The following is a 25,147-nucleotide window of genomic DNA, read 5'->3' as shown; positions in this document are numbered from 1 at the left end:
AGGAGGTGAGTCACCCATGCGCAAACACCTGCGTACCGCAGTGGCCCTGCTCGCCGGGGCCCTGCTGGCCGCCACACCCAGCGTCTCCGCGTCGGCGGAGCCCGCGCCCAGCACGGCGGCCGTGAGCGCCGCGGACCCGGCGTACAAGATCCTGGTCTTCTCCAAGACGGCGGGTTTCCGTCACTCCTCCATCGGCAACGGCATCGCCGCCTTCCGCGAGCTGGGCGCCGCCAACAACTTCACCGTCGACGCCACCGAGGACGCGAACGCCTTCACCGGCGGCAACCTGGCCCAGTACCGGGCCGTCGTCTTCCTCTCCACCACCGGTGACGTCCTGAACGGCACCCAGCAGACCGCCTTCGAGCAGTACATCCAGGGCGGCGGGGGCTACGTCGGGGTGCACGCGGCAGCCGACACCGAGTACGACTGGCCGTTCTACGGGGGTCTCGCCGGGGCCCTGTTCCAGTCCCACCCGGCGATCCAGCCCGCGCGGGTCAAGGTCGAGGACCGCGCCCACGACGCCACCGCGCACCTCGGCGGCGCCTGGCAGCGCACCGACGAGTGGTACAACTACCGCACCAACCCCCGCACCACCGCCCACGTCCTGGCCTCGCTCGACGAGTCCAGCTACAGCGGCGGCAGCATGTCCGGCGACCACCCGATCAGTTGGTGCAAGGACTACCAGGGCGGTCGCGCCTTCTACACCGGCGGCGGCCACACCGACGAGTCCTACACCGAGCCCGCCTTCCGCCGCCACCTGCTGGGCGGCGTCCGCTGGGCGGCGGGCATGACCAAGGCCGACTGCCGACCGGAGACCGGGTACCGTCCGCTGTTCGACGGCTCCGGCACGAGCGGCTGGAGCCAGGCGGGCCCCGGCGGCTTCACCCTGGCCGACGGGACGCTCACCTCGCAGGGCGGCCTGGGCCTGCTGTGGTACTCCGCCAAGGAGTTCACCGGCGACTACTCGCTCAAGGTGGACTGGAAGATGGCCGGGGACGACAACTCCGGCATCTTCGTCGGGTTCCCGGCCTCCAGCGACCCGTGGTCGGCGGTGAACAACGGCTACGAGATCCAGATCGACGCCACCGACACCCCCGACCGCACCACCGGCTCGGTCTACGGCTTCAAGTCCGCCGACCTGACCGCCCGGGACGCGGCGCTGAACCCGCCGGGCGAGTGGAACACGTACGAGCTGCGGGTCACGGGTGAGCGTCTTGAGATCTTCCTCAACGGGCGGAAGATCAACGACTTCACCAACACGGACCCGGCGCGCAGTCTCGCCCAGGGCCACATCGGCCTGCAGAACCACGGCGACGGCGACGACGTGTCCTTCCGCAACGTCCGCATCAAGGAGTCGGGCACCCCGTCCGGCCCGCGGACGGGCCCGGTGAAGGGCGTCAACGGCAAGTGCCTGGACGTGAAGGGGGGCGCGACCGCCGACGGCACCCAGATCCAGATCTGGACCTGCAACGGCAGCGCGGCCCAGACCTGGACCGTCCCCGGCGACAACACCCTGCGCGCCCTCGGCAAGTGCCTGGACGTGAACGGCGGCGGCACCGCCGACGGCACCAAGATCCAACTGTGGACCTGCAACGGCACCGGCGCCCAGCAGTGGGTTCCGCAGGCGGACGGCACCGTCCGCAACCCGCAGTCCGCGAAGTGCCTCGACGCGTCCGGCTCCACCTGGAACGACGGCACCGTCGTCCACCTGTGGACCTGCCACACCGGTCCCAACCAGAAGTGGACCCTGCCGTAACCGTCCGGTAGGTCCCCCCTGAGTGACCTCTCACTCCACGGCCCGGTGCCACCCGGCACCGGGCCTCCTCATGCCAGTTCCGCGAAGGACTCCACCGCGTGGATCTTGCCGGTGACGATCAGGACGTCCCGGCGGGCGATGACCGTCTCGGTCGTGGCGTGGGTGAAGCCCTCACCGGGCCGTTTGATCCCGACGACGGTGACGCCGTACCTGGTGCGGACCCGGCTCTCCCCCAGCGGTACGCCGGTCACGGCGTCCGGGGCGACTGTCTTGACCAGGGCGTAGTCGTCGTCGAACTCGATGAAGTCCAGCATCCGCCCGGTCACCAGATGGGCGACCCGCTCCCCCATCTCGTGCTCGGGCAGCACCACGTGGTGCACGCCGAGCCGTTCCAGGATCTGCCCGTGCTGGCGGCTGATGGCCTTGGCCCAGATGTTGGGCACCCCGGCCTCCAGCAGGTTGCTGGCGATGAGGATCGACGCCTCCATGTCGGTGCCGATGCCGACGACGGCGCTGGTGAACTCGGTGACCCCGAGCTGGCGCAGGGTCTGCGGGTCGGTGCAGTCGGCGACGGCGGCGTGGGTGAGGACGCCGCCCATCCGCTGCACCAGGTGCGGCGCGACGTCCAGGCCCAGGACGTCCCAGCCGCGCCGGGTCAGCTCCACGGCGAGGGGTCTGCCGAAGCGCCCGAGGCCGATGACGGCGACGCGCTGGTCACGGTCGGGGGCGGCGTACTGGGCCGCGAGCTGTCGGGCCCGGCGGCGGCGCAGGGCGTGCAGGTAGTTACCCAATGACGGGACGCTCCTCGGGTAGCTGGTAGCGGCGGGTGCGTTCGCGCAGGGCGAGCGCGGAGACGAGGGTGACCGGGCCCAGTCGGCCGACGAACATCAGCACGATCACGATGAGGCGGCCGGTGGTGGGCAGGTCCGCGGTGATGCCGGTGGACAGCCCGACCGTGCCGAAGGCGGACACGGACTCGAACAGCACCTGCTCGAAGGGTTCGTCGACGACGACGAGCAGGGCGAGCGTCGCGGACATCACGAACCCGACCCCGGCCAGGGCGACGGTCAGCGCCTGCCGGAGCACGTGCGGGGCGAGCTTGCGGCCCAGCACGCCGGAGTTGGGCTCGCCGCGCACCTCGGCCACCATGGCCGCGCCGAGGACGGCGAACGTGGACACCTTGATGCCGCCCGCGGTACCGGCGCTGCCCCCGCCGACGAACATCAACATGCAGGTCAGCAGCAGGGTGGCGTCGGTCATCGCGCCGATGTCGACGCTGTTGAACCCGGCGGTGCGGGACATCGCGGAGTGGAAGAACCCGGCGAGGAGCTTGCCCGGCCAGTCGAAGTGGCCGAGGGTGCCGTCGTTGGCCCACTCCAGGGCGCAGGTCAGCGCGGTGCCGAGGGCGAGCAGCACGGCGGTGGTGATGACGGTGAGCCGCAGGTGCAGTGACCAGCCGCGGCGCCCGGTGTGCCGTCGGCGGCTGCCGTGCCGCAGCAGCTCAAGCAGCACGGGGAAGCCGATGCCGCCGAGGATCACGGCGACCGCGACCGGCAGGGTCACGTACGGGTCCCGGGCGTACGCGGTGAGGCTGTCGGCGCGCAGCCCGAACCCGGCGTTGTTGAACGCCGAGACGGCGTGGAAGAAGCCCAGGTAGACGGCGTTCCGCGGGCCTTCGCCGTAGCCGGACCAGAGCCGCAGCGCGAGCGCCGCGCCGACCGCCAGCTCCACGGCCACCGTGCACCCGGCGACGCCGAGCAGCACCTTGCGGACGTCCCCGATGCCGAGGCTCTTGGTCTCCGCCTGCGCGGTGAGCTGCATCCGCAGCCGCAGCTTCCCGGAGATCAGCAGGCCGAGCAGGGACGCCATGGTCATGATGCCGAAGCCGCCCACCTGGAACAGGCCGAGGATCACGCCCTCCCCGAAGCCGCTCCAGTAGCCGCTGGTGTCCACCACGACCAGGCCCGTCACACAGACCGCCGAGGTGGCCGTGAACAGCGCCGTCACCAGACCGGCGGAGGCGCCGTCCGCGCTGGCGACGGGCAGCGCCAGCAGGGCGGTGCCGATCAGGATCACCGCAGCGAAGCCCGTCACCACCGTGCGGGCGGGGTGCGCCGTGAACAGCGCGTGCCACACCCGCGCCGCCTTCGAGGGACGGGGCGCCGCCCTCGTCGGCGCCGCGGTCCCACGTCCGGTCACGCCTCGGCCTCCACCTGTCGTCTCCCGCCTGCCCCGCGCGCCGCGGGGGCTTGGTCAAGAATCCGACAGGCCGCGGCGAAGATCGCGGCGGCACGCGCTGGAGTGTCCGTCGAGGTGTCACATGGCCCTGGGGGCCGCGGGGGCCACCTTCACGGAGAGGTCGTTGTCGACCGTGTAGTAGGGCCGGACGGTGGCGCCGCCGACGGTGGCCTCCGGATAGACGAAGATCCCCTTGCGGTCCGCCACGTCGTCCAGGAGTCGGGCGATGCGTACGGGCGCCACCGCGTCGGGGTCCTCGACCTTGACGAAGGCGTCCCAGATGCGGGGGGCCGCCCCACCGCCGTCGGCGACCAGCTCGCCGTAGTCCACGGTGAACCAGAACCCCTGCCCGCCCCCGTCGGGCTCGGCGCGCAGGGTGCGCACGGCACCGTCGCCGCCGCGCGGGCGCAGCCGTACGGTGGCCGACGCGGTGAGCCGGGCGCCGTGCAGCCGGGCCCGGACGGTCAGGGAGCGGTCCGTCGCGGTCATCCGCTCGACCTCGGCGTGGGCGGTGCGCAGCCAGGTCCGCACCGCGAGGAACCCGTCCTTGGTGGCGTAGGGCACGCGTACGGCGACCGGCGAGTGCCGCTGGCGGCTCTGCCCGTCGACCAGCGCGCGCAGATCCCGCATCCCGGGGCGCAGCCGGTGCCGCGGGGCGTCCGGTCCGGCCCCGGCGGTCAGCAGGAACAGGTCCCAGCGCCCTTCGGGAAGCGCGGGCTCCACGTCGAGTACGCCGTTCAGCCGCCCGTCGTCGCCGCGCTGGAGGTCGAGGACGCGCAGGGTCTTCTCAGGTTGACCCTTCTTGGGACGCAGCCGCAGCAGCAACTGGGGCGCGGGAACGTCCGCGGCGGTGCCGGACGGCAGGACGAGGCTGATCCGCCCGTCGGCGTCGACGGTGCAGTGGGTGCGGGGGTGCAGGGCGTCGTCGGTGCTGGTGGGCTCTATGGTCTGGCTGCTCATCGCTGGCCCTTCCGTACGGTGCGCAGGGCGCTGCTGGCCATGGTGTAGGCGACGTCGCGGACGGCGAACCTCTGGCTGATCAGGGCGTGTTGCACCCGGTTGCGGGCGGGGCCGGGTGCGGCGGGGCGCGTGCCGCTGCTCCGCGCCGCGGTGGCCGCGCCGAGCAGGCGTTCGGCCTGCTCCACGACGGGGCCGGGGGCGAAGCGGCGGGCGGCGTTGCGGATGGCGGTGGCGCCCATGGTGCGGCGCAGTTCGTCGTCGCGGACGAGGTCGAGCAGCGCGGCGCCCATGGCCTGGGCGTCCCCGACCGGTACGAGTCGCCCGTCGGCGCCGTCGTCGATGATCTCGCCGGGGCCGTAGGGGCAGTCGGTGCTGACGACCGGCAGTCCGCAGCGCATCGCCTCGACGATGGTCATGCCGAACGGTTCGAAGTTGGAGGCGGCGGCGCCGATGGACCCCTTGACCCACTCGGCCTCCATGGGGGCCGCGGCGCCCATCAGGAAGACGTTGTCGGACAGGTGGAGCCGCTCGATCAGTCGCCGCAGCCGGTCGTGTTCCTCGCCCTTGCCGTAGATGCGGAGCTGCCAGTCGGGTCGCTCGGCGGCGACCAGCGCGAAGGCCTCGATGAGCAGGTCGTAGCGCTTGACGGGGACGAGCCGTCCGGCCGCGACGACGATCTTGGCGGTGCCGTCGGAGGGGGGCAGCACCGGATCGGGCACGCTGTTGGGCAGGGCCTCCACCAGCACGCCCGGCAGTCGCATCTTGCGCCGGTAGGCGGCGGCGTCGGCCTCGGTGACGGTGGTGAGCACGTCGAGTCCGCGGTAGGCGCGCCGGAGGGTGGTGCGCAGCGCGGGCGGGTGGTTGTCGAGGGTGAGGTGCTCCTGCCCGACGCGGGCGACGTGCGACGGGGCCTGGAGCGCGAGGTGCACGTTGAGCCCCGGGCGGGTGCCGATGACCACGTCGGCGTCGATCGACGCCAGACACTCACCGATCCGCTGGTCCGTCAGCTCGCTGTACTGCTGGTAGCGGTACTCGGCACGGGGGAAGACCCGCGCCGGTCTCAGATGCCGCGGGTCTTCCTTCTCGTGCCGCAGGTCGACCAGGGGCCGCAGCGTCACCCGGGGGTCCAGGGTGAAGTTGGGCCGCTCCCGATGCCGCAGTACGGAGACGATCTCCACCTCATGCCGCTCGGCCAGGGCCTGCGCCAGATTGAACGTGGTGGTGATCGTGCCTCCGATCCCATAGGCGTTGTGGAGAAGGAAAGAGATCTTCATGGCGGACTAGACCTCCCCATTAACCCAAGGGTTGCCCACCGTTATCCCTTCGTGCCCGTGCCGAAGAAACGAGGGCCCGACCGTTAGGCCGGGCCCTCGCTGAGAAGTGTCCGAGGGGGGACTTGAACCCCCACGCCCGATAAAGGGCACTAGCACCTCAAGCTAGCGCGTCTGCCATTCCGCCACCCGGACCAGGTGTCTGCCGCCTGAGCGGGGTGTTCCCCGCGGCGACATGGACAACCATACCAAGAGTTCGCAGTGCCCTTCACCTGCGTTTCCTTGCCCCTGGAGGGTCCGGGGGGTGTAGACGGGACGCTGTGGGGTCCTCACGGTGAGTGAGGGGGCGGGCGTCGCCCGGCTCGTCGGTGGGCTACGGCATCAGGTGGTAGTCGGGGAAGTTCCCCGGCAACCGCTCCCCCACCGGGCCCCGGGTCACCGCGCGCACCAGCAGGTCGCCGCCGACGAACGCGCCGCGCCAGGACGCGCCGAGGCCGCCGAAGAGTTCGTCGCGGTCGCCGCGGGAGCGTGGTGTGCCGTGGCCGGTCTTGAAGGCGCGGATCTGAGGGGCGAGCCGGTCGTAGGTCGCGCGGTCGTCGGTGGAGAGGGTGGCGACCAGGGCGCCGTTGGACGCGTTCATGGCGGCCAGCAGTTCGGCCTCCGTGTCGACCAGGACGATCGTGTCGACCGGGCCGAAGGGTTCCGCGTGGTGCAGGGGGGAGGAGGGGGGCGGGTTGAGCAGGGTGACCGGCTGGACGTAGGCGGACGTGTCCTGGCCGGGCAGGAAGCGGGCGTCGGACAGCTTGCCGCGGTGCAGGGGGACGGCGCCGCGGTCGACGGCCTCGGCGACCTGGTCGTGCAGTTCCTTCGCCTTGGCCGCGTTGATCACCGGTCCGAAGTCCAGCCGGGGGTACGGGTCGGACGGGTCCTCGACCGCCAGCGGGTGGCCGACCTTGAGGGTGCGGACAGCGGGGAGGTAGGCCGCGAGGAACTCGTCGAACAGCGTCCGCTGGACGACGAAGCGCGGGTAGGCGGTGCAGCGCTGTTTGCCGTAGTCGAAGAGCTTGGGGATGACGGCCGCGAGCGTGTCCCAGTCTGAGTGGTTCCAGATGCCCCAGGTGTTGAGTCCCTCCTGTTCCAGGATGTGTCGTTTGCCGAGGTCGGTGACCGCCGTGGCCACCGCGGCGCCGGTGTCCCGGCCGCCGACGAAGGAGACGCAGCCGATCTCCGGCGCCCGCACCAGCGCCTCGGACAGCTCGCCCCCGCCGCCGCTGACGAGGGTGACGGGGACCCCCTCGCGGGCGGCGAGCGCCGAGGCCAGGGTCAGACAGGCCACGCCGCCGTCGGTCGGGGTCTTGGCGATGACCGCGTTGCCCGCCAGCGCCTGCACCAGCATCGCGTGAACGAGCACGCTCATCGGGTAGTTCCAGCTCGCGATGTTGGACACCGGCCCGTCCAGCGGCGCCCGCCCGGTGAGCATCGGTGCGATGCCGTCGACGTACCAGCGCACCCCGTCGATGGCCCGGTCCACGTCCGCCTGGGCGAGCCGCCAGGGCTTGCCGATCTCCCAGACGAGCAGCAGTGCGAGCAGTTCGCGGTGTTCGGTGACGGCGTCGAGGGTGGCGGCGACCCGGGCGCGGCGTTCGGCCAGCGGCACGTGCCGCCAGGCGCGGTGCTGGTCGAGGGAGGCGCGTACGGCCTGGTGGGCGGTGTCCCGGTCGAGGCGTGGCGGGCCCGCGATGGGGCTGCCGTCGACGGGCGTGGTGGCGGGCAGCGCCCGGCCGTCCGCCCGCCAGGTGGCGCCGTACAGGTTGAGGACGCGGTCGTCCTGGAACGCCTCCGGGGCGACGGCGAGACAGCGCCGCCAGGCGTCCGCCCAGGAGGTGCCGGGCTTGAGGGTGAGGGTGGGTGCCATTGTCAGCTCCGCTCTCGGTGCACGGTCGGGGCGGGCGGGGGTCATGGCGCGGTGGCGCGGTGCCTCACTCGGCGGCGTCCAGCGCCTCCTGCGCCAGGCGGGCCGTCCGCGTCGGCGTGTCGCCCACCCGTACGCCGACCGCCTCCAGCGCCTCCTTCTTCGCCCGCGCCGTGCCGGACGAGCCGGACACGATGGCGCCCGCGTGGCCCATGGTCTTGCCCTCGGGGGCGGTGAAACCGGCGATGTAGCCGACGACCGGCTTGGTGACGTGGTCGCGGACGTAGGCGGCGGCGCGTTCCTCGGCGTCGCCGCCGATCTCGCCGACGAGGACGATGAGTTCGGTGTCGGGGTCGTCCTCGAAGGCGGCCAGGCAGTCGATGTGGGTGGTGCCGACGACCGGGTCGCCGCCGATGCCGACGCAGGTGGAGAAGCCGGTGTCGCGCAGTTCGTACATGAGCTGGTAGGTGAGGGTGCCGGACTTGGAGACCAGGCCGATGCGGCCGGGTTTGGTGATGTCGGCGGGGATGATGCCCGCGTTGGACTGGCCGGGGGTGATCAGGCCGGGGCAGTTGGGGCCGATGACGCGGGTGCCGCGCCGGGCGGCGTGGGTGGTGAAGGCGACGGTGTCGTGGACGGGGATGCCCTCGGTGATGACGACCGCGAGTCCGATGCCCGCGTCGGCGGCCTCGGTGACGGCGGCCTTGGCGAAGGCGGGCGGCACGAAGACGACGGTGGCGTCCGCGCCGGTCTCGGCCATGCCCTGCGCTACCGACCCGAAGACGGGGACGGCGCGGTCGTCGAAGTCGACGGTGCGGCCCGCCTTGCGCGGGTTGACGCCGCCGACGACGTTGGTGCCCGCCGCGAGCATCCGGCGGGTGTGCTTCATGCCCTCGCCGCCGGTCATGCCCTGGACGAGAACCCTGCTCTCCTGGGTGAGGTAGATGGCCATGCGTCCCGGCTCCTTAGGGGGCGGTGGTGGCGAGTTGGGCGGCCCGGCGGGCGGCGCCGTCCATGGTGGTGGCCTGCTGGACCAGCGGGTGGGCGTGCGCGTCGAGGACGGCCCGGGCGCGGGCGGCGTTGTTGCCGTCGAGCCGGACGACGAGCGGTCTGGTGAGCCGTACGGTGTCCAGGGCCCGCACGATGCCCTCGGCGACGGCGTCGCAGGCGGTGATCCCGCCGAAGACGTTGACGAGGACCGACTTGACGTCCGGGCCGGAGAGGATGACCGACAGGCCGTCCGCCATGACGCGGGCGGAGGCGCCGCCGCCGATGTCCAGGAAGTTGGCGGGGCGTGCGCCGCACCCCAACGACTTCCTCACCGAGGACTCGATCTACATCGGGGACGGCGGGGACATCGTCACCTTCTCCGGGCAGGTCGTGCAGCCCAAGTCACCGGGTCACTGGATGGACCCGGGCCCGCTCGGCACGCTCGGCGTCGGTGTCCCCTTCGTGCTGGCCGCCAAGCAGGCGCGGCCCGACAAGGAGGTCGTCGCGCTCTTCGGCGACGGCGCCTTCTCCCTCACCGGCTGGGACTTCGAGACTCTCGTCCGCTACGACCTCCCCTTCGTCGGCATCGTCGGCAACAACTCCTCCATGAACCAAATCCGTTACGGCCAGGCCGCCAAGTACGGCACCGAGCGCGAGCGGGTCGGCAACACCCTCGGCGACGTCCACTACGACAGGTTCGCCCAGATGCTGGGCGGTTACGGCGAGGAGGTCCGCGACCCCGCCGAGATCGGCCCGGCGCTGCGGCGCGCCCGGGAGTCGGGCAAGCCGTCGCTGATCAACGTCTGGGTCGACCCGGACGCGTACGCCCCCGGAACCATGAACCAGACCATGTACAAGTGAGGAGCGCTTCATGACCGAGGCTCTCGAAGGCATCCGCACCAAGGCCCTTGAAGGCATCCGCGTCCTCGACATGACCCACGTCCAGTCCGGGCCGTCGGCCACCCAACTGCTGGCCTGGCTCGGCGCGGACGTCGTCAAGCTGGAGGCGCCGACCGGTGACATCACGCGCAAGCAGTTGCGTGACCTCCCCGACGTCGACTCCCTCTACTTCACGATGCTCAACTGCAACAAACGGAGCATCACCCTCAACACCAAGACCGAGCGCGGCAAGGAACTCCTCACCGAGCTGATCCGGCGCTCGGACGTCATGGTCGAGAACTTCGGGCCGGGCGCGGTCGACCGCATGGGCTTCACCTGGGACCGCGTCCAGGAGATCAATCCTCGGATCGTGTATGCCTCCATCAAGGGGTTCGGCGAGGGCCCGTACACCGACTTCAAGGCGTACGAGGTCGTCGCGCAGGCCATGGGCGGGTCGATGTCGACCACCGGTTTCGAGGACGGGCCGCCGCTGGCGACGGGCGCCCAGATCGGGGACTCGGGCACGGGCGTCCACGCCGTGGCGGGCATACTCGCCGCCCTGTACCAGCGGGAGCGCACCGGGCGCGGGCAGCGGGTGAACGTGGCCATGCAGCACGCGGTGCTCAACCTCTGCCGGGTGAAGTTGCGCGACCAGCAGCGCCTGGCCCATGGCCCACTCGCTGAATATCCCAACGACGACTTCGGCGACGAGGTTCCCAGGTCCGGGAACGCGTCCGGCGGCGGTCAGCCCGGCTGGGCCGTCAAGTGCGCGCCCGGCGGTCCGAACGACTACGTGTACGTGATCGTGCAGCCCGTCGGCTGGCGGCCGATCAGTGAGCTGATCGGGCGTCCGGAGCTGGCGGAGGACCCCGAGTGGGCGACGCCCGAGGCCCGGCTGCCGAAGCTGAACAAGATGTTCCAGCTCATCGAGGAGTGGTCCTCAACGCTGCCCAAGTGGGAGGTGCTGGAGCGGCTGAACGCCCACAACATCCCGTGCGGGCCGATCCTGTCCACCAAGGAGATCATCGAGGACTCCTCGCTGGCCGCCAACGAGATGGTGGTGCGCGTCCCGCACCCGCAGCGCGGCGAGTTCATGACCGTGGGCAGTCCGCTGAAGCTCTCCGACTCCCCCGTGGACGTGACCAGTTCCCCGCTGCTGGGCGAGCACAACGAAGAGGTCTACGTCGGCGAGCTGGGCCTCGGTGACGAGGAGCTGCGCCTGCTCAAGTCGAACGGGGTGATCTGACGTGATGGCCGAAGACCGGGTGCTGCGGGTGCGCGCGCTCCTCGACTCCGTGCGGGCCGAGGGACGCACCGCGCTCACCGCGCCCGAGGGCAGGGTGGTCGCCGACGCCTACGGGATCGCCGTGCCCGGTGAGGAGCTGGCGACCGACGTCGACGAGGCCGTGGCGTACGCGGCGCGCTTCGGCGGGCCCGTGGTGATGAAGATCGTCTCCCCGGACATCCTGCACAAGACCGACGCGGGCGGGGTGGTCGTCGGGGTCGAGGGCGCCGCGGCGGTCCGGGCGGCGTTCCGCGAGATCGTCGACAACGCGCGCGCGTACGACGCGGACGCCCGGATCGACGGCGTGCAGGTGCAGGAGCTGCTCCCGCGCGGGCAGGAGGTCATCGTCGGGGCGGTGACGGACCCGACGTTCGGCAAGGTGGTGGCGTTCGGGCTCGGCGGGGTGCTCGTCGAGGTGCTGAGGGACGTCACGTTCCGGCTGGCGCCCGTGACCGCCGACGAGGCGCTGTCCATGCTGGACTCCATCCGGTCGGCGGAGGTGCTGCGCGGGGTGCGCGGGCAGGCGGGCGTCGACCGGTGGGCGGTCGCCGAGCAGATCCGCCGGGTCTCCCAGCTCGTGGCGGACTTCCCGGAGATCGCGGAGGTGGACCTCAACCCGGTGGTCGCGACGGCCGACGGCGCGGTCGCCGCCGACGTCCGGGTGATCCTCGCGGGGTCGCAGCCACCGCCGCGGCGGCGCTACACGCGCGAGGAGATCCTCACCTCCATGCGCCGGTTGATGCAGCCGTCGTCGGTCGCCGTGATCGGCGCCTCCAACGAGGCGGGCAAGATCGGCAACTCGGTGATGCGCAACCTCGTCGACGGGGGCTTCTCCGGGGAGATCCATCCGGTGAACCCCAGGGCCGATGACATCCTCGGCCGCAAGGCGTACAAGAGTGTCACGGACGTTCCCGGTGAGGTGGATGTGGCCGTCTTCGCCATTCCCGCCCAGTTCGTGGCCAAGGCTTTTCAGGAGGTGGGACGCAAGGGCATCCCCAACGCCGTCCTCATCCCCTCCGGGTTCGCCGAGACCGGCGAGCACGGACTCCAGGCCGAGATCGTCGCCATCGCGGAGCGGTACGGCGTCCGGCTGCTCGGCCCGAACATCTACGGCTACTACTCCACCTGGCAGGACCTGTGCGCCACGTTCTGCACGCCGTACGACGTCAAGGGCGGTGTCGCGCTGACCTCGCAGTCCGGGGGCATCGGGATGGCCATCCTGGGCTTCGCGCGGACGACGAAGACCGGCGTGTCCGCGATCGTCGGGCTCGGCAACAAGTCGGACCTGGACGAGGACGACCTGCTGACCTGGTTCGGTGAGGACCCGCACACCGAGTGCATCGCGATGCACCTGGAGGACCTCAAGGACGGCCGCGCCTTCGTGGAGGCCGCGCGGGCGACCGTGCCGAGGAAGCCCGTCGTCGTGCTGAAGGCGGGCCGCACCGCGGCGGGCGCGAAGGCCGCCGGTTCGCACACCGGGGCCCTCGCGGGCGACGACGCCGTCTACGACGACATCCTGCGGCAGGCCGGTGTCATCCGGGCGCCGGGCCTGAACGACATGCTGGAGTACGCGCGCGCGTTGCCGGTGCTCCCCGCCCCGCGGGGCGACAACGTGGTGATCATCACCGGGGCGGGCGGCAGCGGGGTGCTGCTGTCCGACGCCGTGACGGACAACGGCCTGCCCCTGATGGAGATCCCGCCGGACCTGGACGCGTCGTTCCGGGAGTTCATCCCGCCGTTCGGGGCGGCGGGCAACCCGGTGGACATCACCGGGGGCGAGCCCCCGTCGACGTACGAGGCGACCATCCGCCTCGGGTTGGAGGACCCGCGCATCCACGCGCTCGTCCTCGGCTACTGGCACACCATCGTCACCCCGCCGATGGTGTTCGCGGAGCTGACCGCGCGGGTGGTCGCCGAGTTCCGCGAACGGGGGATCGCCAAGCCCGTCGTGGCCTCCCTCGCGGGTGACGTCGAGGTCGAGGAGGCGTGCCAGTACCTCTTCGAGCGGGGTGTCGTGGCGTACCCGTACACGACCGAGAAGCCGGTGGCCGTGCTCGGCGCGAAGTACCGCTGGGCGCGGGCGGCGGGGCTGTTGGGGGGCGGTTCATGAGGTGAGGGAGCGCGGGTCCGGCCGACGGTGCGCGTCGGCCGGACCCGGGGACCCGTGCGCGCACGAAAGGCATTGGACAGGGGGCGCTGGCCAGAACTTTCGACGCAAGGGGTGCTGAGCACGATGACGACCACCGAGTATTCGACGTCCGTCCCCTACCGGGAGGTGACGGACCGCAACGGCCGCGTGTACCGGATCGGCGAGACCGATACCGACGTCATGGGGCGGCCACGCAAGTGGATGGTCATCCTGCCGTGGATCGGCATGATGGGCATCTCGTCCTCCGAGTACGCGTTCACGTCGGCGGAGGACACGCTCCACGAGGCACACCTGTGGAGCAGTGGGCACATCTTCTGGCTGATGGGTGTCTGGGTGTTCTTCCAGGCGGCCGTGGCCTTCCCCGCCGGGCAGTTGCGGGAGAGCGGCAGGCTGCCCGCGCGCGCGGCCATGATGCTGGGTGCCCTCGGCACCGTGCTGGGCTATCTGTCACTGGCGTACGCGCCGCACGTGATCGTCGCCTACCTCGGCTTCGGCATGTTCAGCGGCATCGGAGCCGGTTGCGTCTACGCGACCTGCGTGAACATGGTCGGCAAGTGGTATCCGGAACGCAAGGGCGGCAAGACGGGCTTCGTCAACGGCGGCTTCGCCTACGGCTCGGTGCCCTTCGTGTTCCTGTTCACGTCGTACATGGACCTGTCCAACTACCAGACGGTGCTGGTCAGCGTGGGTGTGGGGCTGTGCCTGATGGTGGCCGCGGCCGGGTGGTTCTTCAAGGACCCGCCGAAGAACTGGTGGCCCCCGCACGTCGACCCGCTGCGGCAGACCGACGACCCGAAGATCCGCCGCGCGCTGGAGAAGAACCCGCCCGCGGTCAAGCAGTACACCCCCAGGGAGGCCGCCCGTACACCGGTGCTGTGGATGATGTGGTTCTGTCTGCTGTGCACGGCCGGGATCAATATCTTCGGCATCGCCTTCCAGGTGCCGTTCGGCAAGGACATGGGCTTCGCGGGCGGCATCGTGGCCACGGCGATGTCCCTGAAGGCCATCGTCAACGGCACGGGGCGCGGCGTCATCGGCTGGATCTCCGACCGCTACGGGCGCCGCAACACCCTGATCATCGTCTGTGTGGTGCTGGGCAGCGCGCAGTACGGGGTGCTGATCTCCGGGACGATGGGCAGTATGCCGTTCTTCCTGTTCTGCTCGATGGTCTCCGGCTTCGGCGGCGGCGCGATCTTCCCGCTGTTCGCGGCGATGACGGCGGACTACTTCGGGGAGAACAACAACGCCACCAACTACGGCATGGTCTACAGCTCCAAGCTGATCTCCGGTCTGGTCGGCTCCGGGATGGGCGCGGTCGTGGTCGGTGCCTGGGACTACGAGGGCGCGTTCGTCATCGCGGGCAGCATCGGCCTGGCCTCGGCCGTGCTGGCGCTGTTCCTGAAGGCGCCGGGCAGGCCGAACCCGCGCGGCATCGCTCCCAATCCCCATCCGCTCGGGGAGGAGATGGCCTGACGCCGCCGCGATCCGTCCCCGCCGCGAGACGACTCAGGGTCTCAGCACGCCAGGTGGCCCGCCCCGGGAAGTCCGGGGCGGGCCACCTGGCGTGTGGGCGCCGGGGTTGGTCAGCACTTCTCCCGCAGGGAGTGCAGGTGTGCGCTGGACTTGCGGGCGAAGGTGAAGGACTCCGCCGGGTTGTCGTGCTCGGCCTGCCAGTGGTGGGCCAGGCGGTGGCCGCGCAGCCGGGTCACGCCGGAGATGAAGCGCTGGTAGTCGATGTCGCCGTCACCGACGTCGACCATGCGGTAGCCGTGCGGCACGGACGGGTCGTGCTCGCCGTCCTTGACGTGGAAGAGCGGGTAGCGGTCGGGCTGGTCGAGGACGTAGTCGAGGGGTTCGAAGGGCGCGGGCGTGCCGTCCGGGCGCTGGGAGAAGCGGAACTGGCCGACGTACGCCCAGTAGATGTCCATCTCCAGGTAGACGAGGTCGGGGTCGGTCTCGGCGAGGAGGACGTCGTAGAGGCGGACGTCCGGCCGGTCGGTGGCGAAGGAGAACTCCTCGGAGTGGTTGTGCTGGTAGAACTTCATGCCGCGTGCCTTGGCCGCGGCGCCGTAGGTGTTGAACTCCTCGGCGGCGCGCTTCCAGGCGTCCACGGTGGAGCCGTAGCGGAAGGGTCCGGAGGCGGTGCCGATGTGCTTGAGGCCGAGGGCCTGGGCGTCGTCGAGGACCTGGTCGAGGTTCTGGGCGAAGGTGTAGGCGTTCGGGTCGTCGGAGTAGTAGCCGACGTGGCTGCCGATCGGGTTCAGGCCGTGGTCGCGCGCCAGCCGCTTGAGCTGGGCGAGGGTGATGGGTCCGGCCGAGCCCTGGGTGTACCCGGCGAACTCGACCTCGTCGTACCCGTACTTCTCCAGCTCGGCGAAGACGGGGGCGAAGCCGAGGGTGGAGACCTTGTCGCGCAGGCTGTAGAGCTGGATGCCGAGGCGGCCGGGCGGCAGGACGGGGCGGCCACGGCCCGCGGCCTCGGTGGTGGCGGCCTGGGCGGGCGCGGCGGCGCCGAGCAGGGCCGCGGCGGTGGCACCGGCGGCCACGCCGAGCATCCCTCGCCTGCTGAGGCGGTGGGACAGTTCGGGGTCCTCCGCCTTGCTCCAGCGGCTGCTGCGGGGGGTGCGGCTCATGGGAACTCCTCCAGGTGGGAGCGCGTTGTCAGTGGTGAGTGCTTCACTGGTGACCAGTGGGAAGAGAGCTGGTCAGGTGCTGAGACCGGCGAGGTGGAGCAGGAGTGCTTTCACATCGGTGGCCGCGACGCGGTCGCCGACCGAGCGGGGGGTGGAGCAGATGAGGAGCGGACCTTCGTCGTCGCTCGCGGGGAGGCGGCCGTGGCTCCCGCGAATAGGTGACGGATCCAGGGGCACGACCGCCATGCGGTAGCGCATCCCCAGTTTCTTGCGGGCCAGCGCGGTCGCCGCCTTGACCTTGACGTAGGGGTCGAGCGGGTCCATGAAGAGTTCGACCGGGTCGTAGCCGGGCTTGCGGTGGATCTCGACGAGCTGTGCGAAGTCGGGCGCGCGGGCGTCGTCGAGCCAGTAGTAGTACGTGAACCAGGCGTCGGGTTCCGCGACGGCGACGAGTTCGCCGGAGCGCGGATGGTCGAGGTGGTGGGCCTTCTTGCCCTCGTCGTCGAGGAGTTGCTCGATGCCGGGCAGTCCGTCGAGTGCGGCGCGGGCCGCGTCGAGGTCCTCGGGCCTGCGCACGTAGACATGGGCGATCTGGTGGTCGGCGACGGCGAACGCCCTCGACGCCATCGGGTCGAGGTACTCCATGCCGTCCTGGGTGTGCACCTCCAGCAGCCCGGCCCGGCGCAGGGCGCGGTTGATGTCGACGGTGCGGCTCACCCGGGTGATGCCGTACTCCGAGAGCGCGACGACGGTGCGGCCCTCGGCGCGGGCGTCGTCCAGGAGTGGTGCCATGGCCCGGTCGAGATCGGCGGCGGCCTGGAGGGAGCGCGGGTCGTCGGGGCCGAAGCGCTGAAGGTCGTAGTCGAGGTGCGGGAGGTAGCAGAGCGCCAGGTCAGGGTGGCGGGTGCGCAGGATGTGGCGGGTGGCGTCGATGATCCACTGGCTGGAGACCAGATCGGCGCCGGGCCCCCAGAAGTGGAAGAGGGGGAAGGTGCCGAGTTCTTCGGTGAGTTCGTCGTGCAGGGCGGGGGGCCGGGTGTAGCAGTCGGGTTCCTTGCGGCCGTCGGCGTAGTAGACGGGACGGGGGGTGACGGTGATGTCGGTGTCGGCGCCCATGGCGTACCACCAGCAGATGTTGGCGACGGTGTAGCCGGGGTGGGCGCGGCGGGCGGCGTCCCAGAGCTTGTCCCCGGCGACCAGTCCGTTGTGCTGGCGCCACAGCAGTACGTCGCCCAGCTCGCGGAAGTACCAGCCGTTGCCGACGATGCCGTGCTCGGAGGGGAGGGCGCCGGTGAGGAAGGTGGACTGGGCGGCGCAGGTCACCGCGGGCAGGACGGTGCCCAGGGACGCCTGGGAGCCGGACCGCGCGAGGGACTTGAGGTGGGGCATGTGGTCGAGGAGACGGGGGGTGAGGCCGACGACGTCGAGGACGAGGAGCGGGGTGGGCGCGGTCATGGCAGCTCCTTCAGGCCGAGGTCGGTCAGCAGGTCGCGGGCGAGGGTGAGTTCGGCGGCGATGCCGTCGGCGAGCTGGGCGCGTCCGCGGGGCCGCAGCTCGGGCGGGAGGGCCTGCCAGGTGTAGGTCTCGACCTCCAGGTGGCGGGTGAGCGGGTGCGGGCCGCCGACCAGGCGGGCCAGGGCGGTGCTGAGGACGGGGAGTGTGGAGGTGAGGGGCGCGGCGGGGGCCGCGTGCAGCGGGACGTGGAAGTGGGCGCGCCAGGGTGCGGCGTCGGGCAGGGCGTCGCCCGTGAGCGCCTCGCCGAGGTCGTCGGTGCCGCGCAGTCCGGCGGCGGTGGCCGTGCGGGTCTGGTGCAGGAAGCGGGGTTCGTCGAAGGCGGCCAGCGCGGCGCGGACCTCGGGGAGGTGGGGGTGTTCGGCGTGCAGGGCGGCCGAGAGCTGCGACTTGACGATGGGGACACCGGCGCGGGTGAGGGTGTCCAGGGCGGTGTCCGGGTCTTCGAAGGAGGTGGCGAGGTGGCAGGTGTCGACGCAGATGCCGATGCGGTCGTGGGCGATCGCGGTGAGCGGGGCGATGGCGTCGCCGGTGGTCTCGATGACGCAGCCGGGTTCCGGTTCCAGGCCGAGGCGGATGGAGTGGCCGGTCAGGTCCCGGAGCGCGTCGAGGCGCTGGGCGAGGGCGAGCAGCGCGGCGCGGGCGGCGCGGTTGCTCTCCTCGGTGAGCGCGGCCCCGGTGCGGAACGGGAGCGGGGTGCGCCAGGCGACGGGGAGGGTGGAGATGGTGCCCTCGGTGACGTCGTCGGGCAGCAGCGCGGCGAGGACGCGCGCCAGGGCGGTGGTGTGTTCGAGGCGCTCGGGGTCGGTCCAGTCCGGTTTGTAGACGCGGTACTTGACCTCTTCGGCGCCGAAGCCCTGATAGGGGAAGCCGTTGAGGGTGACGACCTCCAGGCCGCGCCGGTCCAGTTCGCAGCGCAGTCCGCGCAGCGCGGACGGGTCGGTGACCAGGGCGTGGGCGGCGTCCCTGGCCAGCCACAGGCCGATGCCGAGCCGGTCCCGGCCGAGCCTGCGCCGCACGGGCTCGCAGTGGTCGCGGAGCTGGGCGAGGACACCGTCGAGGGTCTCCGCGGGGTGGACGTTGGTGCAGTAGGCGAGGTGGATGGTGGAGCCGTCGGGGTGGCGGAAGCGCATCGCTCACTCCCCGCCGCGCAGGATGGAGTTGCCCTCGTGGGTGGGGTCGGTGGCGGCGACGTCGAGGTCGAGGCGTCCGCTGAGCCCGTAGAAGGCCACCGGGTTGCGCCACAGCACCCGGTCGACGTCGTCGTCGGTGAAGCCCTCGGCGAGCATCAGGTCGGCGACCTTGCGGGTCTTCAGCGGGTCGCTGCGGCCCCAGTCGGCGGCGGAGTTCACCAGCACCTGGTCGGGGCCGTAGGCGCGCAGGATGGCGACCATCCGCTCCTCGTCCATCTTGGTGTCCGGATAGACGGAGAAGCCGAGCCAGCAGCCGCTGTCCTTGGCCTCCTTGACCGTGGTCTCGTTGAGGTGGTCGACCAGGACCCGGTCCATGGGCAGGGCGGACTCACGGACGACGTCGAGGGTGCGGCGCAGCCCGGCGAGCTTGTCGCGGTGCGGGGTGTGCACCAGCGCGGGCAGTTCGTGGTCGGCGGCGAGCTGGAGCTGGGCGGCGAGGGCGGTGTCCTCGGCGGGGGTCATGGAGTCGTAGCCGATCTCACCGACGGCGACGACCTGGTCCTTGACGAGGTAGCGGGGCAGTTCGTCGAGGACGGGGGCGCAGCGCGGGTCGTTGGCCTCCTTGGGGTTGAGGGCGAGGGTGCAGTGGTGGGCGATGCCGTACTGGGCGGCGCGGAAGGGCTCCCAGCCGAGGAGGGAGTCGAAGTAGTCGAGGAAGGTGGCCGGGGAGGTGCGGGGCTGGCCGAGCCAGAAGGACGGTTCGACGACGGCGCGGACGCCCGCGGCGTACATGGCCTCGTAGTCGTCGGTGGTCCTGGACGTCATGTGGATGTGCGGGTCGAAGATGCGCATCAGGACTCCTTGCCGTGGGGGGTGTCCGCTCCGTGCGGTGCGGGCGCGGACTCGGTCAGGGCCAGGACGCGGCGCAGATCGTCGGGGACCGGGCGGCCCGCGGCGATGCGTTCGGCGGCGTAGTCGCCCGTCATGCGGCCGAGTTCGGCGTCCGCGCGGGCGCGGCGCTCCAGGTCGGCCACCTCGTCCACGGGCACGCCGGTGAAGAGGCACTTCAGGACGGCGTGCCGCCAGTTGTGGGCGTCGAGGTGCCGGGCGGCGTAGGGGCCGACGGCGGCGGCGACCAGCCGGGTGTCGTTGGTGCGCAGCGCGTCCTCGACGAGCGGGAGGGCGTCGGGGCCGGGGACGAGGTGCGGCAGGGCGTGCAGGACGGCGCGGCGTTCGGCGGCGGTGCCCTGGTAGTAGACCCGGGTGAGCGCGGCGGCGTCGGCGTGGGCCGCGTGCAGGATCAGCACGCGTGCGGCGTCGGCGTGCTCGGCCCCGCAGCGGCGTCCGGCCTCGGCGAGGCGCAGCTCCCACACGGAGATCGGCCCGTGGCCCCCGGGGTGGGCGGCGGCCTCGTCCAGGGCCTGGTCGAGCCAGGCGCGGGCGGCTCCGCCGAGGTGGCGGTCGAGGTGGGTGCGCAGGTCGTGCGGTGGGGTGAGAGCGAGCGGGAGGTGGGGTGTGGGGTTGCCGGTGTTCGTGGAGTCGGGGCTGTGGGTGGGGCCGCCGCCGTCGGGGGCCGTGCTTGCCGCCGGGGTGGCCGGGGTGGCGTGGGGGTGGGTCATGTGGGGCTCCCTTCTGGGGTGGCGGAGGGCTCGCCGGGTGGGGGTGCGACGGGCGGCGTGTCCGCGGTGGCGGAGGCTGCCGCGCGGTGCAGGAAGGGGAGGGAGAGTGCGGCGTGGTGAGGGCCCGCGTGGGAGTGGCGGGGCAGTTCCACGACGGTCAGCCCCTGGTAGCCGGTGGCCGCGAGGGCCGCCAGGACGGGCGGGAAGTCGATCTCACCGTCTCCGAAGGGGAGGTGCTCGTGGACACCGCGGCGCATGTCCTCGATCTGGACGTGCCGCAGCCAGGGCCCGGCGTCCCGCACGCAGTCGGCGGGCGGCAGGGGTTCGAGGCACTGGCAGTGGCCGATGTCGAGGGTGAGTCCGAGGTGGCCCGGGTCCCCGAGGGCGCCGCGCAGCCGGTGGAAGTCCGCGAGGGTGGCGAGGAGGTGACCGGGCTCGGGTTCGATGGCGAGGGGGACGTCGGCGGCAGCGGCGGCGGCGAGGACGGGGGTGAGGGAGTCGGTGAGGCGTTTCCACGCCGTGTCCTCGTCCGTGCCGGGCGGGGTGATGCCGCTGAAGCAGTGCACCGCGTGGGCGCCGAGGTCGGCGGCGATCCGGACGGCCCGCAGCAGCAGGTCGACGCGTCGGGCGCGGTCGTCGGGGTCCGGGTCGAGGAGGGAGGGTCCGTGTTTGCGGCGCGGGTCGAGCACGTAGCGGGCGCCGGTCTCCACAGTGACGCCGAGTCCGAGGGCGGCCAGCCGGTGGGCGACCTGGCGGGTGCGGGTGCCGAGGTCGGGGGCCAGCGGGTCCAGGTGCATGTGGTCGAGGGTGAGCCCGACGCCGTCGTAGCCGAGCTCGGCGAGCAGGGCCAGGGCGTCGTCGAGGCGGAGGTCGGCGAGGCCGTTGGTGCCGTAGCCGAAGCGGAAGGGGTGGGGGCTGGGGCTCATGTGACGCTCACCTTCCTGGCGTACCTGCGGCCGAGCGGGGCGAGCGCGGTGACGCACAGGGCGGTGATCCGGGCCCCGGAGCGGGCGGTCAGGGCGGCCTGGAGGGGGATGGTGGCGCGGATGCCGCCGCTGACGGCGCGTTGGGTGAGCGGGGGTGAGGGGTTGAGGACGGCGTGCGCGTACGGGCGGGCGGCGGTGGCGGCGTAGAGGAGGCCGAGGGCGGTGCGCAGGGTGCCGGGGCCGGTGGCGGCCTGCGGGGAGCGTCCCGGCGGGCCGGAGGTGGCTGCGTTCCTCCGGCCCGCCGGGGGCCTGGACGGGCCGCGGGTGAGCAGCCCGGTGAGGGCGGTCGTCGCGGCGAGGGCCGCCAGCGGGGCCAGGGTCGAGCCGCCCTGGGTCTCGCGGCGGGAGACGGTGGTGACGGCGAGGGTGTGGGTGCCGAGGAGGGCGGCGGAGGGGAGGGCGTCACGGGTGCGGCCAGCGGTGGTCGCCGCGCCGAGAAGCAGGTCGGCGGCGCGGGCGGCGGCCATGGCGGCGGGCCCCGCGGGCGTGTGTTTCAGCGCCAGGTCGTAGGCCCAGACGGTGGCCGCCAGCGGGGCGGCGACGGTGAGGGCGGGGCGTCCCGCGCGGGCCGCGAGGGCGAGTCCGGCGCCGGTGAGGGCGCAGGCCGCGGTGAGGGCGGCGGCGGGGCGGACCCTGCCGGACGGCAGGGGGCGGTGCGGGCGTTCGGCGGCGTCCTCGGCGCGGTCCGCCCAGTCGTTGAGGGCCATACCGGCGGAGTACAGGCAGAGGGAGGAGCCGATGGCGAGGAAGGTGCGGGAGGTGGGGCGCCCGGCGCTGGCGGCGGCCCCGGCGAGCGCGTCGCCGGGGACGGTGAACAGGGCCGGGAGCCGGAGCAACTCGGCCCAGGCCCGGCCCGCCCGCCGCCCGCCGACGCGCTTGCGGTGGACGGCGCCGGTGGGACTACCGCCCGGCTCCGGGCTGCCGACCGGCTCCACGCTGCCGACCGGCTCCCCGCTGCCGACCGGCTCCCCGCTGCCGACCAGCTCCACACTGCCAACCGGCTCCACGCTGTCGGCCCGCCCGGGGTGCGGGCGGCTCGCCTCGTTGGCCGCCCTCCTCGTGACCGCGGTGGTGACCGCGGTGGTCACCGCCGCCGTCACCGCCGCCGTACCCACCATGGTCACCGCCGCCGTCAGGGCCTTCGTCACGAGCGCCCTCACCGTGCCTCCCCCCGTCGGGAGGCGCGCAGGCGGGCGGCGAGGGCGGTCAGGGCCGTGTACTGGTCGGACAGGGCGGACGGCCCGTCCCCCACCGGGTCCTTGAAGTAGAAGCCGAGGTCGGCGAGCGGGCCGGACATGCCCGCCTCGTGAGCGCGCAGGGTGAGGCGGGCCAGGTCGAGGACGAGGGGCGCGGCGAGGGCGGAGTCGCAGCCCTGCCAGATGGTCTGGAGGATCATGCGGGTGCCGAGGAAGCCGTCGAAGGCGATGTGGTCCCAGGCGGTCTTCCAGTCACCGAGCGCGGGCACGTCGTCGATGTGGACCTCGCCCTCGGGCGTGCCGCCGAGGGTGTCGGCGAGGACGCGTTCCTTGCCCGCGTTCTTCGCCGCCGCGGCGGCCGGGTCGGCCAGCGCGGCGCCGTCACCGCCGCCGAGGAGGTTCGTCCCGGACCAGGCCCGCACGTCGAGGGCGCGCTGGGTGAACATCGGGCCGAGGGCGGCACGCAGCAGCGTCTGGCCGGTCTTGCCGTCCCGGCCCGCGTACGGCAGTCCGCTGGCGGCGGCCTCGGCGGCGAGGGCGGGGTGGTGCAGTCCCGTGGAGGGGGTGAAGTTGACGTAGGGGCAGCCCGCGCGGAGGGCCGCCGCCGCGTAGAGGGAGCTGGGCGGGAGGGTGCCGTCGGTGGGGTGGGGCTCGGTGGAGGCGACGTTCACCACCACCGCCCGGGTCAGGTCGTGGCGCCGTACGAAGTCCTCGATGTCGGCGGCGAAGGCGGTGATCAGCTCTTCGGGGGTGCGGGTGTCGCCGGGGGCGGGGCCGCCGGGGCGGATCTCGGCGTCGGCGGCGGCGAGTTCGGCGGTGACGGCGGCGGGCAGACCGGCGGGGAGCACGCCGCCCGCGGCGAGCGCTTCGGCGCGTTTGGGGAGGGGGCAGTCGATGGTGTCGTGGCCGCCGAAGACGAGGGCGGCGAGCGGTGGCAGGCCGGTGTCCGCGAAGGGCGGGGTCTCGGTGACCATGCCCGTGGGCGGGTGCAGCCCGGCCGTCACGGCGGCGCAGCCCGCGACGACGGTGGTGGCGACGGAGCCGCGGGCGCCGATGAGCCAGACGCCGACGCGGGGACGGGGAAGGGACGCGGACATGGGCAGCCTCCTTGTCGTGCGCGAACCCTGGTGGCTCGCCGGACCCGGCCCCCGCCGCGGGCGGGTGACCCGCGCGGGAGCCGGGGAGGGGGAAGGGGTGCGGTGGATGACGGCGGGCGGGAGTCCGGCGTCTCCCGCCCGCCGCCGCTCAGTGGCCCGGCGCGGCCGTGGTGGCGGGCGCGGGCAGTTCCCTGATCCGCACGTCGCGGAAGGACACCTGGTCGGCGGCTCCGTGGTTCTGGATGCCGATGTGTCCGTCCGTGAGGCTGCGGGCCGGGTCGGTGTTGGTGAAGTCGTTGACCAGCGTGCCGTTGAGCCAGACGCGCAGCCGTTCGCCCTCCACCCTGATCTCGTACGTGTTCCACTCCCCCGGCGGGTTCAGCGCGCGGTCGCGCGCGGCGAGGTCGGCGGACTGGAAGTCGTACACGGCGCCGGTGGTCTTCTCGGGGGCGTCGGTGGCGTCGATCTGGATCTCGTAGCCGTTGTGCACCGCCGACCAGGGGTCCTCCGAGGGTGGGAAGCCCACGAAGACACCGGAGTTGTCGTCGCCGGAGTCGCTGGCCATCCGCCAGTCCAGCTTCAGGGAGTAGGACCCGAAGCTGGCGGCGGCGTACCAGAGCATTCCCATGCCGCCCGAGGAGGTGAGCGTGCCGTCGGCGCTCAGTTCGAAGGTGCCGGGGCCCGCCTGCCGCCAGCCGTCGAGGGAGGCGGCGGTGCCGTCGAAGAGCGGGCGGTAGCCGGTCTCGGGGCGGCAGTCGGCCTGGGCGGCGCCGGTGGCCCAGCGGATGCCGCCCAGCAGGTGCTGCCGGAAGGCGGGTTCGGCGTAGGACTCCTTGGTGTGGCCGCCGCCGGTGTAGAAGGCGCGGCCCCCTTGGTAGTTCTGGCACCAGGCGATCGGGTGGTCGCCGTTCATGGTGCCGCCGGTGTAGGAGGACTCGTCGAGGGAGGCGAGGACGTGGGCGTGCTCGCGCGGGTTGGAGCGGTAGTTGTACCACTCGTCGGTGCGGTTCCACGCCTTCTCCAGGCCCGCCGTGGCGGGGTGGGCGCGGTCCTCGACGTCGACCGTGGCGGGCTGGATCTGCGGGTGCGACTGGAAGTAGGCGCCCGCGAGGCCGCCGTAGAACGCCCAGTCGTACTCGGTGTCGGCGGCGGCGTGGATGCCGACGTAGCCGCCGCCCTTGCGGATGTAGCTCTCGAAGGCGCGCTGCTCGGTGGGGCCGAGGACGTCGCCGGTGGTGGAGAGGAAGACGACGGCGTCGTACTTGCGCAGGTTGCGGGTGGTGAACGCGCCCGCGTCCTCGGTGGCGTCGACGGTGAAGCCGCCCTCGGCGCCGAGTTCCCGCAGGGCGGTCACGCCGTCGGGGATGGAGTCGTGCCGGAACCCGGCCGTCTTGGAGAAGACCAGGATGCGCGACGGGTCGGGGACCGGCTCCGACTGGGACACGGCCGGGGTGGCGGCCACGCAGCCGAGCAGCAGCGCGGATCCTACGACGGCGGTGACGGGTCGTGCGGTGGGACGGGTCATCGCTGC

At 72.5% G+C, this 25,147-nt stretch carries 19 protein-coding genes, 1 tRNA gene and 2 pseudogenes; 5 read left to right on the top strand and 17 right to left on the bottom strand.

Features of this window, described 5'->3' with window-relative positions; genetic code table 11:
- Positions 1-16 precede the first annotated feature (16 nt).
- A complete protein-coding gene (locus ACFQZ6_RS30085) occupies positions 17-1,756 on the top strand; it encodes a ThuA domain-containing protein (RefSeq protein WP_381615284.1) in 1,740 nt (579 codons plus the stop codon).
- Positions 1,757-1,824: 68 nt separating this feature from the next.
- On the opposite strand, the gene ACFQZ6_RS30080 is transcribed toward ACFQZ6_RS30085, so the two are convergent.
- From ACFQZ6_RS30080 to ACFQZ6_RS30045, 8 genes and pseudogenes are all read right to left on the bottom strand, one after another.
- Positions 1,825-2,547 (bottom strand): potassium channel family protein, encoded by a 723-nt coding sequence (locus tag ACFQZ6_RS30080; RefSeq protein ID WP_381615282.1) that lies wholly within the window; start codon positions 2,545-2,547, stop codon positions 1,825-1,827.
- Complete coding sequence (locus ACFQZ6_RS30075) at positions 2,540-3,955, bottom strand: TrkH family potassium uptake protein (RefSeq protein ID WP_381615279.1); 1,416 nt, start codon at positions 3,953-3,955, stop codon at positions 2,540-2,542. Before ACFQZ6_RS30075 ends, ACFQZ6_RS30080 begins: the two co-directional genes overlap by 8 nt.
- 117 nt (positions 3,956-4,072) lie before the next feature.
- On the bottom strand, positions 4,073-4,954 hold the full coding sequence (locus tag ACFQZ6_RS30070) for a transferase (RefSeq protein ID WP_381615276.1): 882 nt from the start codon (positions 4,952-4,954) through the stop codon (positions 4,073-4,075).
- Positions 4,951-6,228: a glycosyltransferase family 4 protein gene (locus ACFQZ6_RS30065; RefSeq protein WP_381615273.1), complete on the bottom strand. Its 1,278-nt coding sequence runs from the start codon at positions 6,226-6,228 to the stop codon at positions 4,951-4,953. Before ACFQZ6_RS30065 ends, ACFQZ6_RS30070 begins: the two co-directional genes overlap by 4 nt.
- Positions 6,229-6,335: 107 nt before the next feature.
- Positions 6,336-6,420, bottom strand: a tRNA-Leu gene (locus ACFQZ6_RS30060).
- Positions 6,421-6,598: 178 nt separating this feature from the next.
- Positions 6,599-8,140 carry an aldehyde dehydrogenase family protein gene (locus ACFQZ6_RS30055; protein ID WP_381615270.1) on the bottom strand — a complete coding sequence of 514 codons (1,542 nt, stop codon included), beginning with the start codon at positions 8,138-8,140 and terminating at the stop codon, positions 6,599-6,601.
- Positions 8,141-8,204: 64 nt separating this feature from the next.
- The gene (gene sucD / locus ACFQZ6_RS30050) at positions 8,205-9,089 is read right to left on the bottom strand and encodes a succinate--CoA ligase subunit alpha (protein ID WP_381615267.1); all 885 of its coding nucleotides are present in this window, start codon (positions 9,087-9,089) and stop codon (positions 8,205-8,207) included.
- Between the two features lie 13 nt (positions 9,090-9,102).
- Positions 9,103-9,444: pseudogene (locus ACFQZ6_RS30045) on the bottom strand (ADP-forming succinate--CoA ligase subunit beta); the annotation flags it as partial.
- Position 9,445: 1 nt separating this feature from the next.
- Here ACFQZ6_RS30045 and ACFQZ6_RS30040 point away from each other — a divergent pair.
- The 4 genes and pseudogenes from ACFQZ6_RS30040 to ACFQZ6_RS30025 all read left to right on the top strand — a co-directional run.
- Positions 9,446-9,988, top strand: a pseudogene (locus tag ACFQZ6_RS30040) (thiamine pyrophosphate-dependent enzyme); the annotation flags it as partial.
- A gap of 10 nt (positions 9,989-9,998) precedes the next feature.
- Positions 9,999-11,252, top strand: a complete 1,254-nt coding sequence (gene frc / locus ACFQZ6_RS30035; protein ID WP_381615265.1) for a formyl-CoA transferase — start codon at positions 9,999-10,001, stop codon at positions 11,250-11,252.
- A gap of 4 nt (positions 11,253-11,256) precedes the next feature.
- On the top strand, positions 11,257-13,401 hold the full coding sequence (locus ACFQZ6_RS30030; protein WP_381618754.1) for an acetate--CoA ligase family protein: 2,145 nt from the start codon (positions 11,257-11,259) through the stop codon (positions 13,399-13,401).
- Positions 13,402-13,524: 123 nt separating this feature from the next.
- The gene (locus tag ACFQZ6_RS30025) at positions 13,525-14,913 is read left to right on the top strand and encodes an OFA family MFS transporter (RefSeq protein WP_381615262.1); all 1,389 of its coding nucleotides are present in this window, start codon (positions 13,525-13,527) and stop codon (positions 14,911-14,913) included.
- 110 nt (positions 14,914-15,023) lie between these two features.
- Here ACFQZ6_RS30025 and ACFQZ6_RS30020 read toward each other — a convergent pair whose 3' ends face one another.
- From ACFQZ6_RS30020 to ACFQZ6_RS29980, 9 genes are all read right to left on the bottom strand, one after another.
- Positions 15,024-16,073 (bottom strand): sugar phosphate isomerase/epimerase family protein, encoded by a 1,050-nt coding sequence (locus ACFQZ6_RS30020; protein WP_381615259.1) that lies wholly within the window; start codon positions 16,071-16,073, stop codon positions 15,024-15,026.
- Positions 16,074-16,145: 72 nt separating this feature from the next.
- Positions 16,146-17,528: a nucleotide pyrophosphatase/phosphodiesterase family protein gene (locus ACFQZ6_RS30015; protein WP_381615256.1), complete on the bottom strand. Its 1,383-nt coding sequence runs from the start codon at positions 17,526-17,528 to the stop codon at positions 16,146-16,148.
- The gene (gene eboE / locus ACFQZ6_RS30010) at positions 17,525-18,718 is read right to left on the bottom strand and encodes a metabolite traffic protein EboE (RefSeq protein WP_381615253.1); all 1,194 of its coding nucleotides are present in this window, start codon (positions 18,716-18,718) and stop codon (positions 17,525-17,527) included. Before eboE ends, ACFQZ6_RS30015 begins: the two co-directional genes overlap by 4 nt.
- A gap of 3 nt (positions 18,719-18,721) precedes the next feature.
- On the bottom strand, positions 18,722-19,570 hold the full coding sequence (locus ACFQZ6_RS30005) for a TatD family hydrolase (RefSeq protein WP_381615250.1): 849 nt from the start codon (positions 19,568-19,570) through the stop codon (positions 18,722-18,724).
- Entirely contained in the window at positions 19,570-20,337 is a 768-nt protein-coding gene (locus ACFQZ6_RS30000; RefSeq protein ID WP_381615247.1) for an EboA domain-containing protein, read from the bottom strand. The genes ACFQZ6_RS30005 and ACFQZ6_RS30000 overlap by 1 nt, the downstream gene beginning before the upstream one ends.
- The gene (locus ACFQZ6_RS29995; protein WP_381615244.1) at positions 20,334-21,263 is read right to left on the bottom strand and encodes a sugar phosphate isomerase/epimerase family protein; all 930 of its coding nucleotides are present in this window, start codon (positions 21,261-21,263) and stop codon (positions 20,334-20,336) included. Before ACFQZ6_RS29995 ends, ACFQZ6_RS30000 begins: the two co-directional genes overlap by 4 nt.
- Entirely contained in the window at positions 21,260-22,471 is a 1,212-nt protein-coding gene (locus ACFQZ6_RS29990; RefSeq protein WP_381615241.1) for an SCO3242 family prenyltransferase, read from the bottom strand. The genes ACFQZ6_RS29995 and ACFQZ6_RS29990 overlap by 4 nt, the downstream gene beginning before the upstream one ends.
- An 8-nt stretch (positions 22,472-22,479) precedes the next feature.
- The gene (locus ACFQZ6_RS29985) at positions 22,480-23,616 is read right to left on the bottom strand and encodes an inositol-3-phosphate synthase (protein ID WP_381615238.1); all 1,137 of its coding nucleotides are present in this window, start codon (positions 23,614-23,616) and stop codon (positions 22,480-22,482) included.
- Between the two features lie 148 nt (positions 23,617-23,764).
- Positions 23,765-25,141: a ThuA domain-containing protein gene (locus ACFQZ6_RS29980; protein ID WP_381615235.1), complete on the bottom strand. Its 1,377-nt coding sequence runs from the start codon at positions 25,139-25,141 to the stop codon at positions 23,765-23,767.
- Between the last annotated feature and the right edge of the window lie 6 nt (positions 25,142-25,147).

The sequence above is a fragment of the Streptomyces flavalbus genome, from assembly GCF_042674625.1.
In the GTDB taxonomy this organism is placed as follows: Bacteria; Actinomycetota; Actinomycetes; order Streptomycetales; family Streptomycetaceae; genus Streptomyces; species Streptomyces flavalbus.
This window is presented reverse-complemented; position numbering and strand designations above follow the sequence as displayed.

Coding starts and splice junctions, on each gene's coding strand:
- ACFQZ6_RS30085 (WP_381615284.1), top strand. CDS start 17: ATGCGCAAACACCTGCGTACCGCAGTGGCCCTGCTCGCCGGGGCCCTG.
- ACFQZ6_RS30070 (WP_381615276.1), bottom strand. CDS start 4,954: ATGAGCAGCCAGACCATAGAGCCCACCAGCACCGACGACGCCCTGCAC.
- ACFQZ6_RS30065 (WP_381615273.1), bottom strand. CDS start 6,228: ATGAAGATCTCTTTCCTTCTCCACAACGCCTATGGGATCGGAGGCACG.
- ACFQZ6_RS30055 (WP_381615270.1), bottom strand. CDS start 8,140: ATGGCACCCACCCTCACCCTCAAGCCCGGCACCTCCTGGGCGGACGCC.
- sucD (WP_381615267.1), bottom strand. CDS start 9,089: ATGGCCATCTACCTCACCCAGGAGAGCAGGGTTCTCGTCCAGGGCATG.
- frc (WP_381615265.1), top strand. CDS start 9,999: ATGACCGAGGCTCTCGAAGGCATCCGCACCAAGGCCCTTGAAGGCATC.
- ACFQZ6_RS30030 (WP_381618754.1), top strand. CDS start 11,257: ATGGCCGAAGACCGGGTGCTGCGGGTGCGCGCGCTCCTCGACTCCGTG.
- ACFQZ6_RS30025 (WP_381615262.1), top strand. CDS start 13,525: ATGACGACCACCGAGTATTCGACGTCCGTCCCCTACCGGGAGGTGACG.
- ACFQZ6_RS30020 (WP_381615259.1), bottom strand. CDS start 16,073: ATGAGCCGCACCCCCCGCAGCAGCCGCTGGAGCAAGGCGGAGGACCCC.
- ACFQZ6_RS30015 (WP_381615256.1), bottom strand. CDS start 17,528: ATGACCGCGCCCACCCCGCTCCTCGTCCTCGACGTCGTCGGCCTCACC.
- eboE (WP_381615253.1), bottom strand. CDS start 18,718: ATGCGCTTCCGCCACCCCGACGGCTCCACCATCCACCTCGCCTACTGC.
- ACFQZ6_RS30005 (WP_381615250.1), bottom strand. CDS start 19,570: ATGCGCATCTTCGACCCGCACATCCACATGACGTCCAGGACCACCGAC.
- ACFQZ6_RS30000 (WP_381615247.1), bottom strand. CDS start 20,337: ATGACCCACCCCCACGCCACCCCGGCCACCCCGGCGGCAAGCACGGCC.
- ACFQZ6_RS29995 (WP_381615244.1), bottom strand. CDS start 21,263: ATGAGCCCCAGCCCCCACCCCTTCCGCTTCGGCTACGGCACCAACGGC.
- ACFQZ6_RS29985 (WP_381615238.1), bottom strand. CDS start 23,616: ATGTCCGCGTCCCTTCCCCGTCCCCGCGTCGGCGTCTGGCTCATCGGC.
- ACFQZ6_RS29980 (WP_381615235.1), bottom strand. CDS start 25,141: ATGACCCGTCCCACCGCACGACCCGTCACCGCCGTCGTAGGATCCGCG.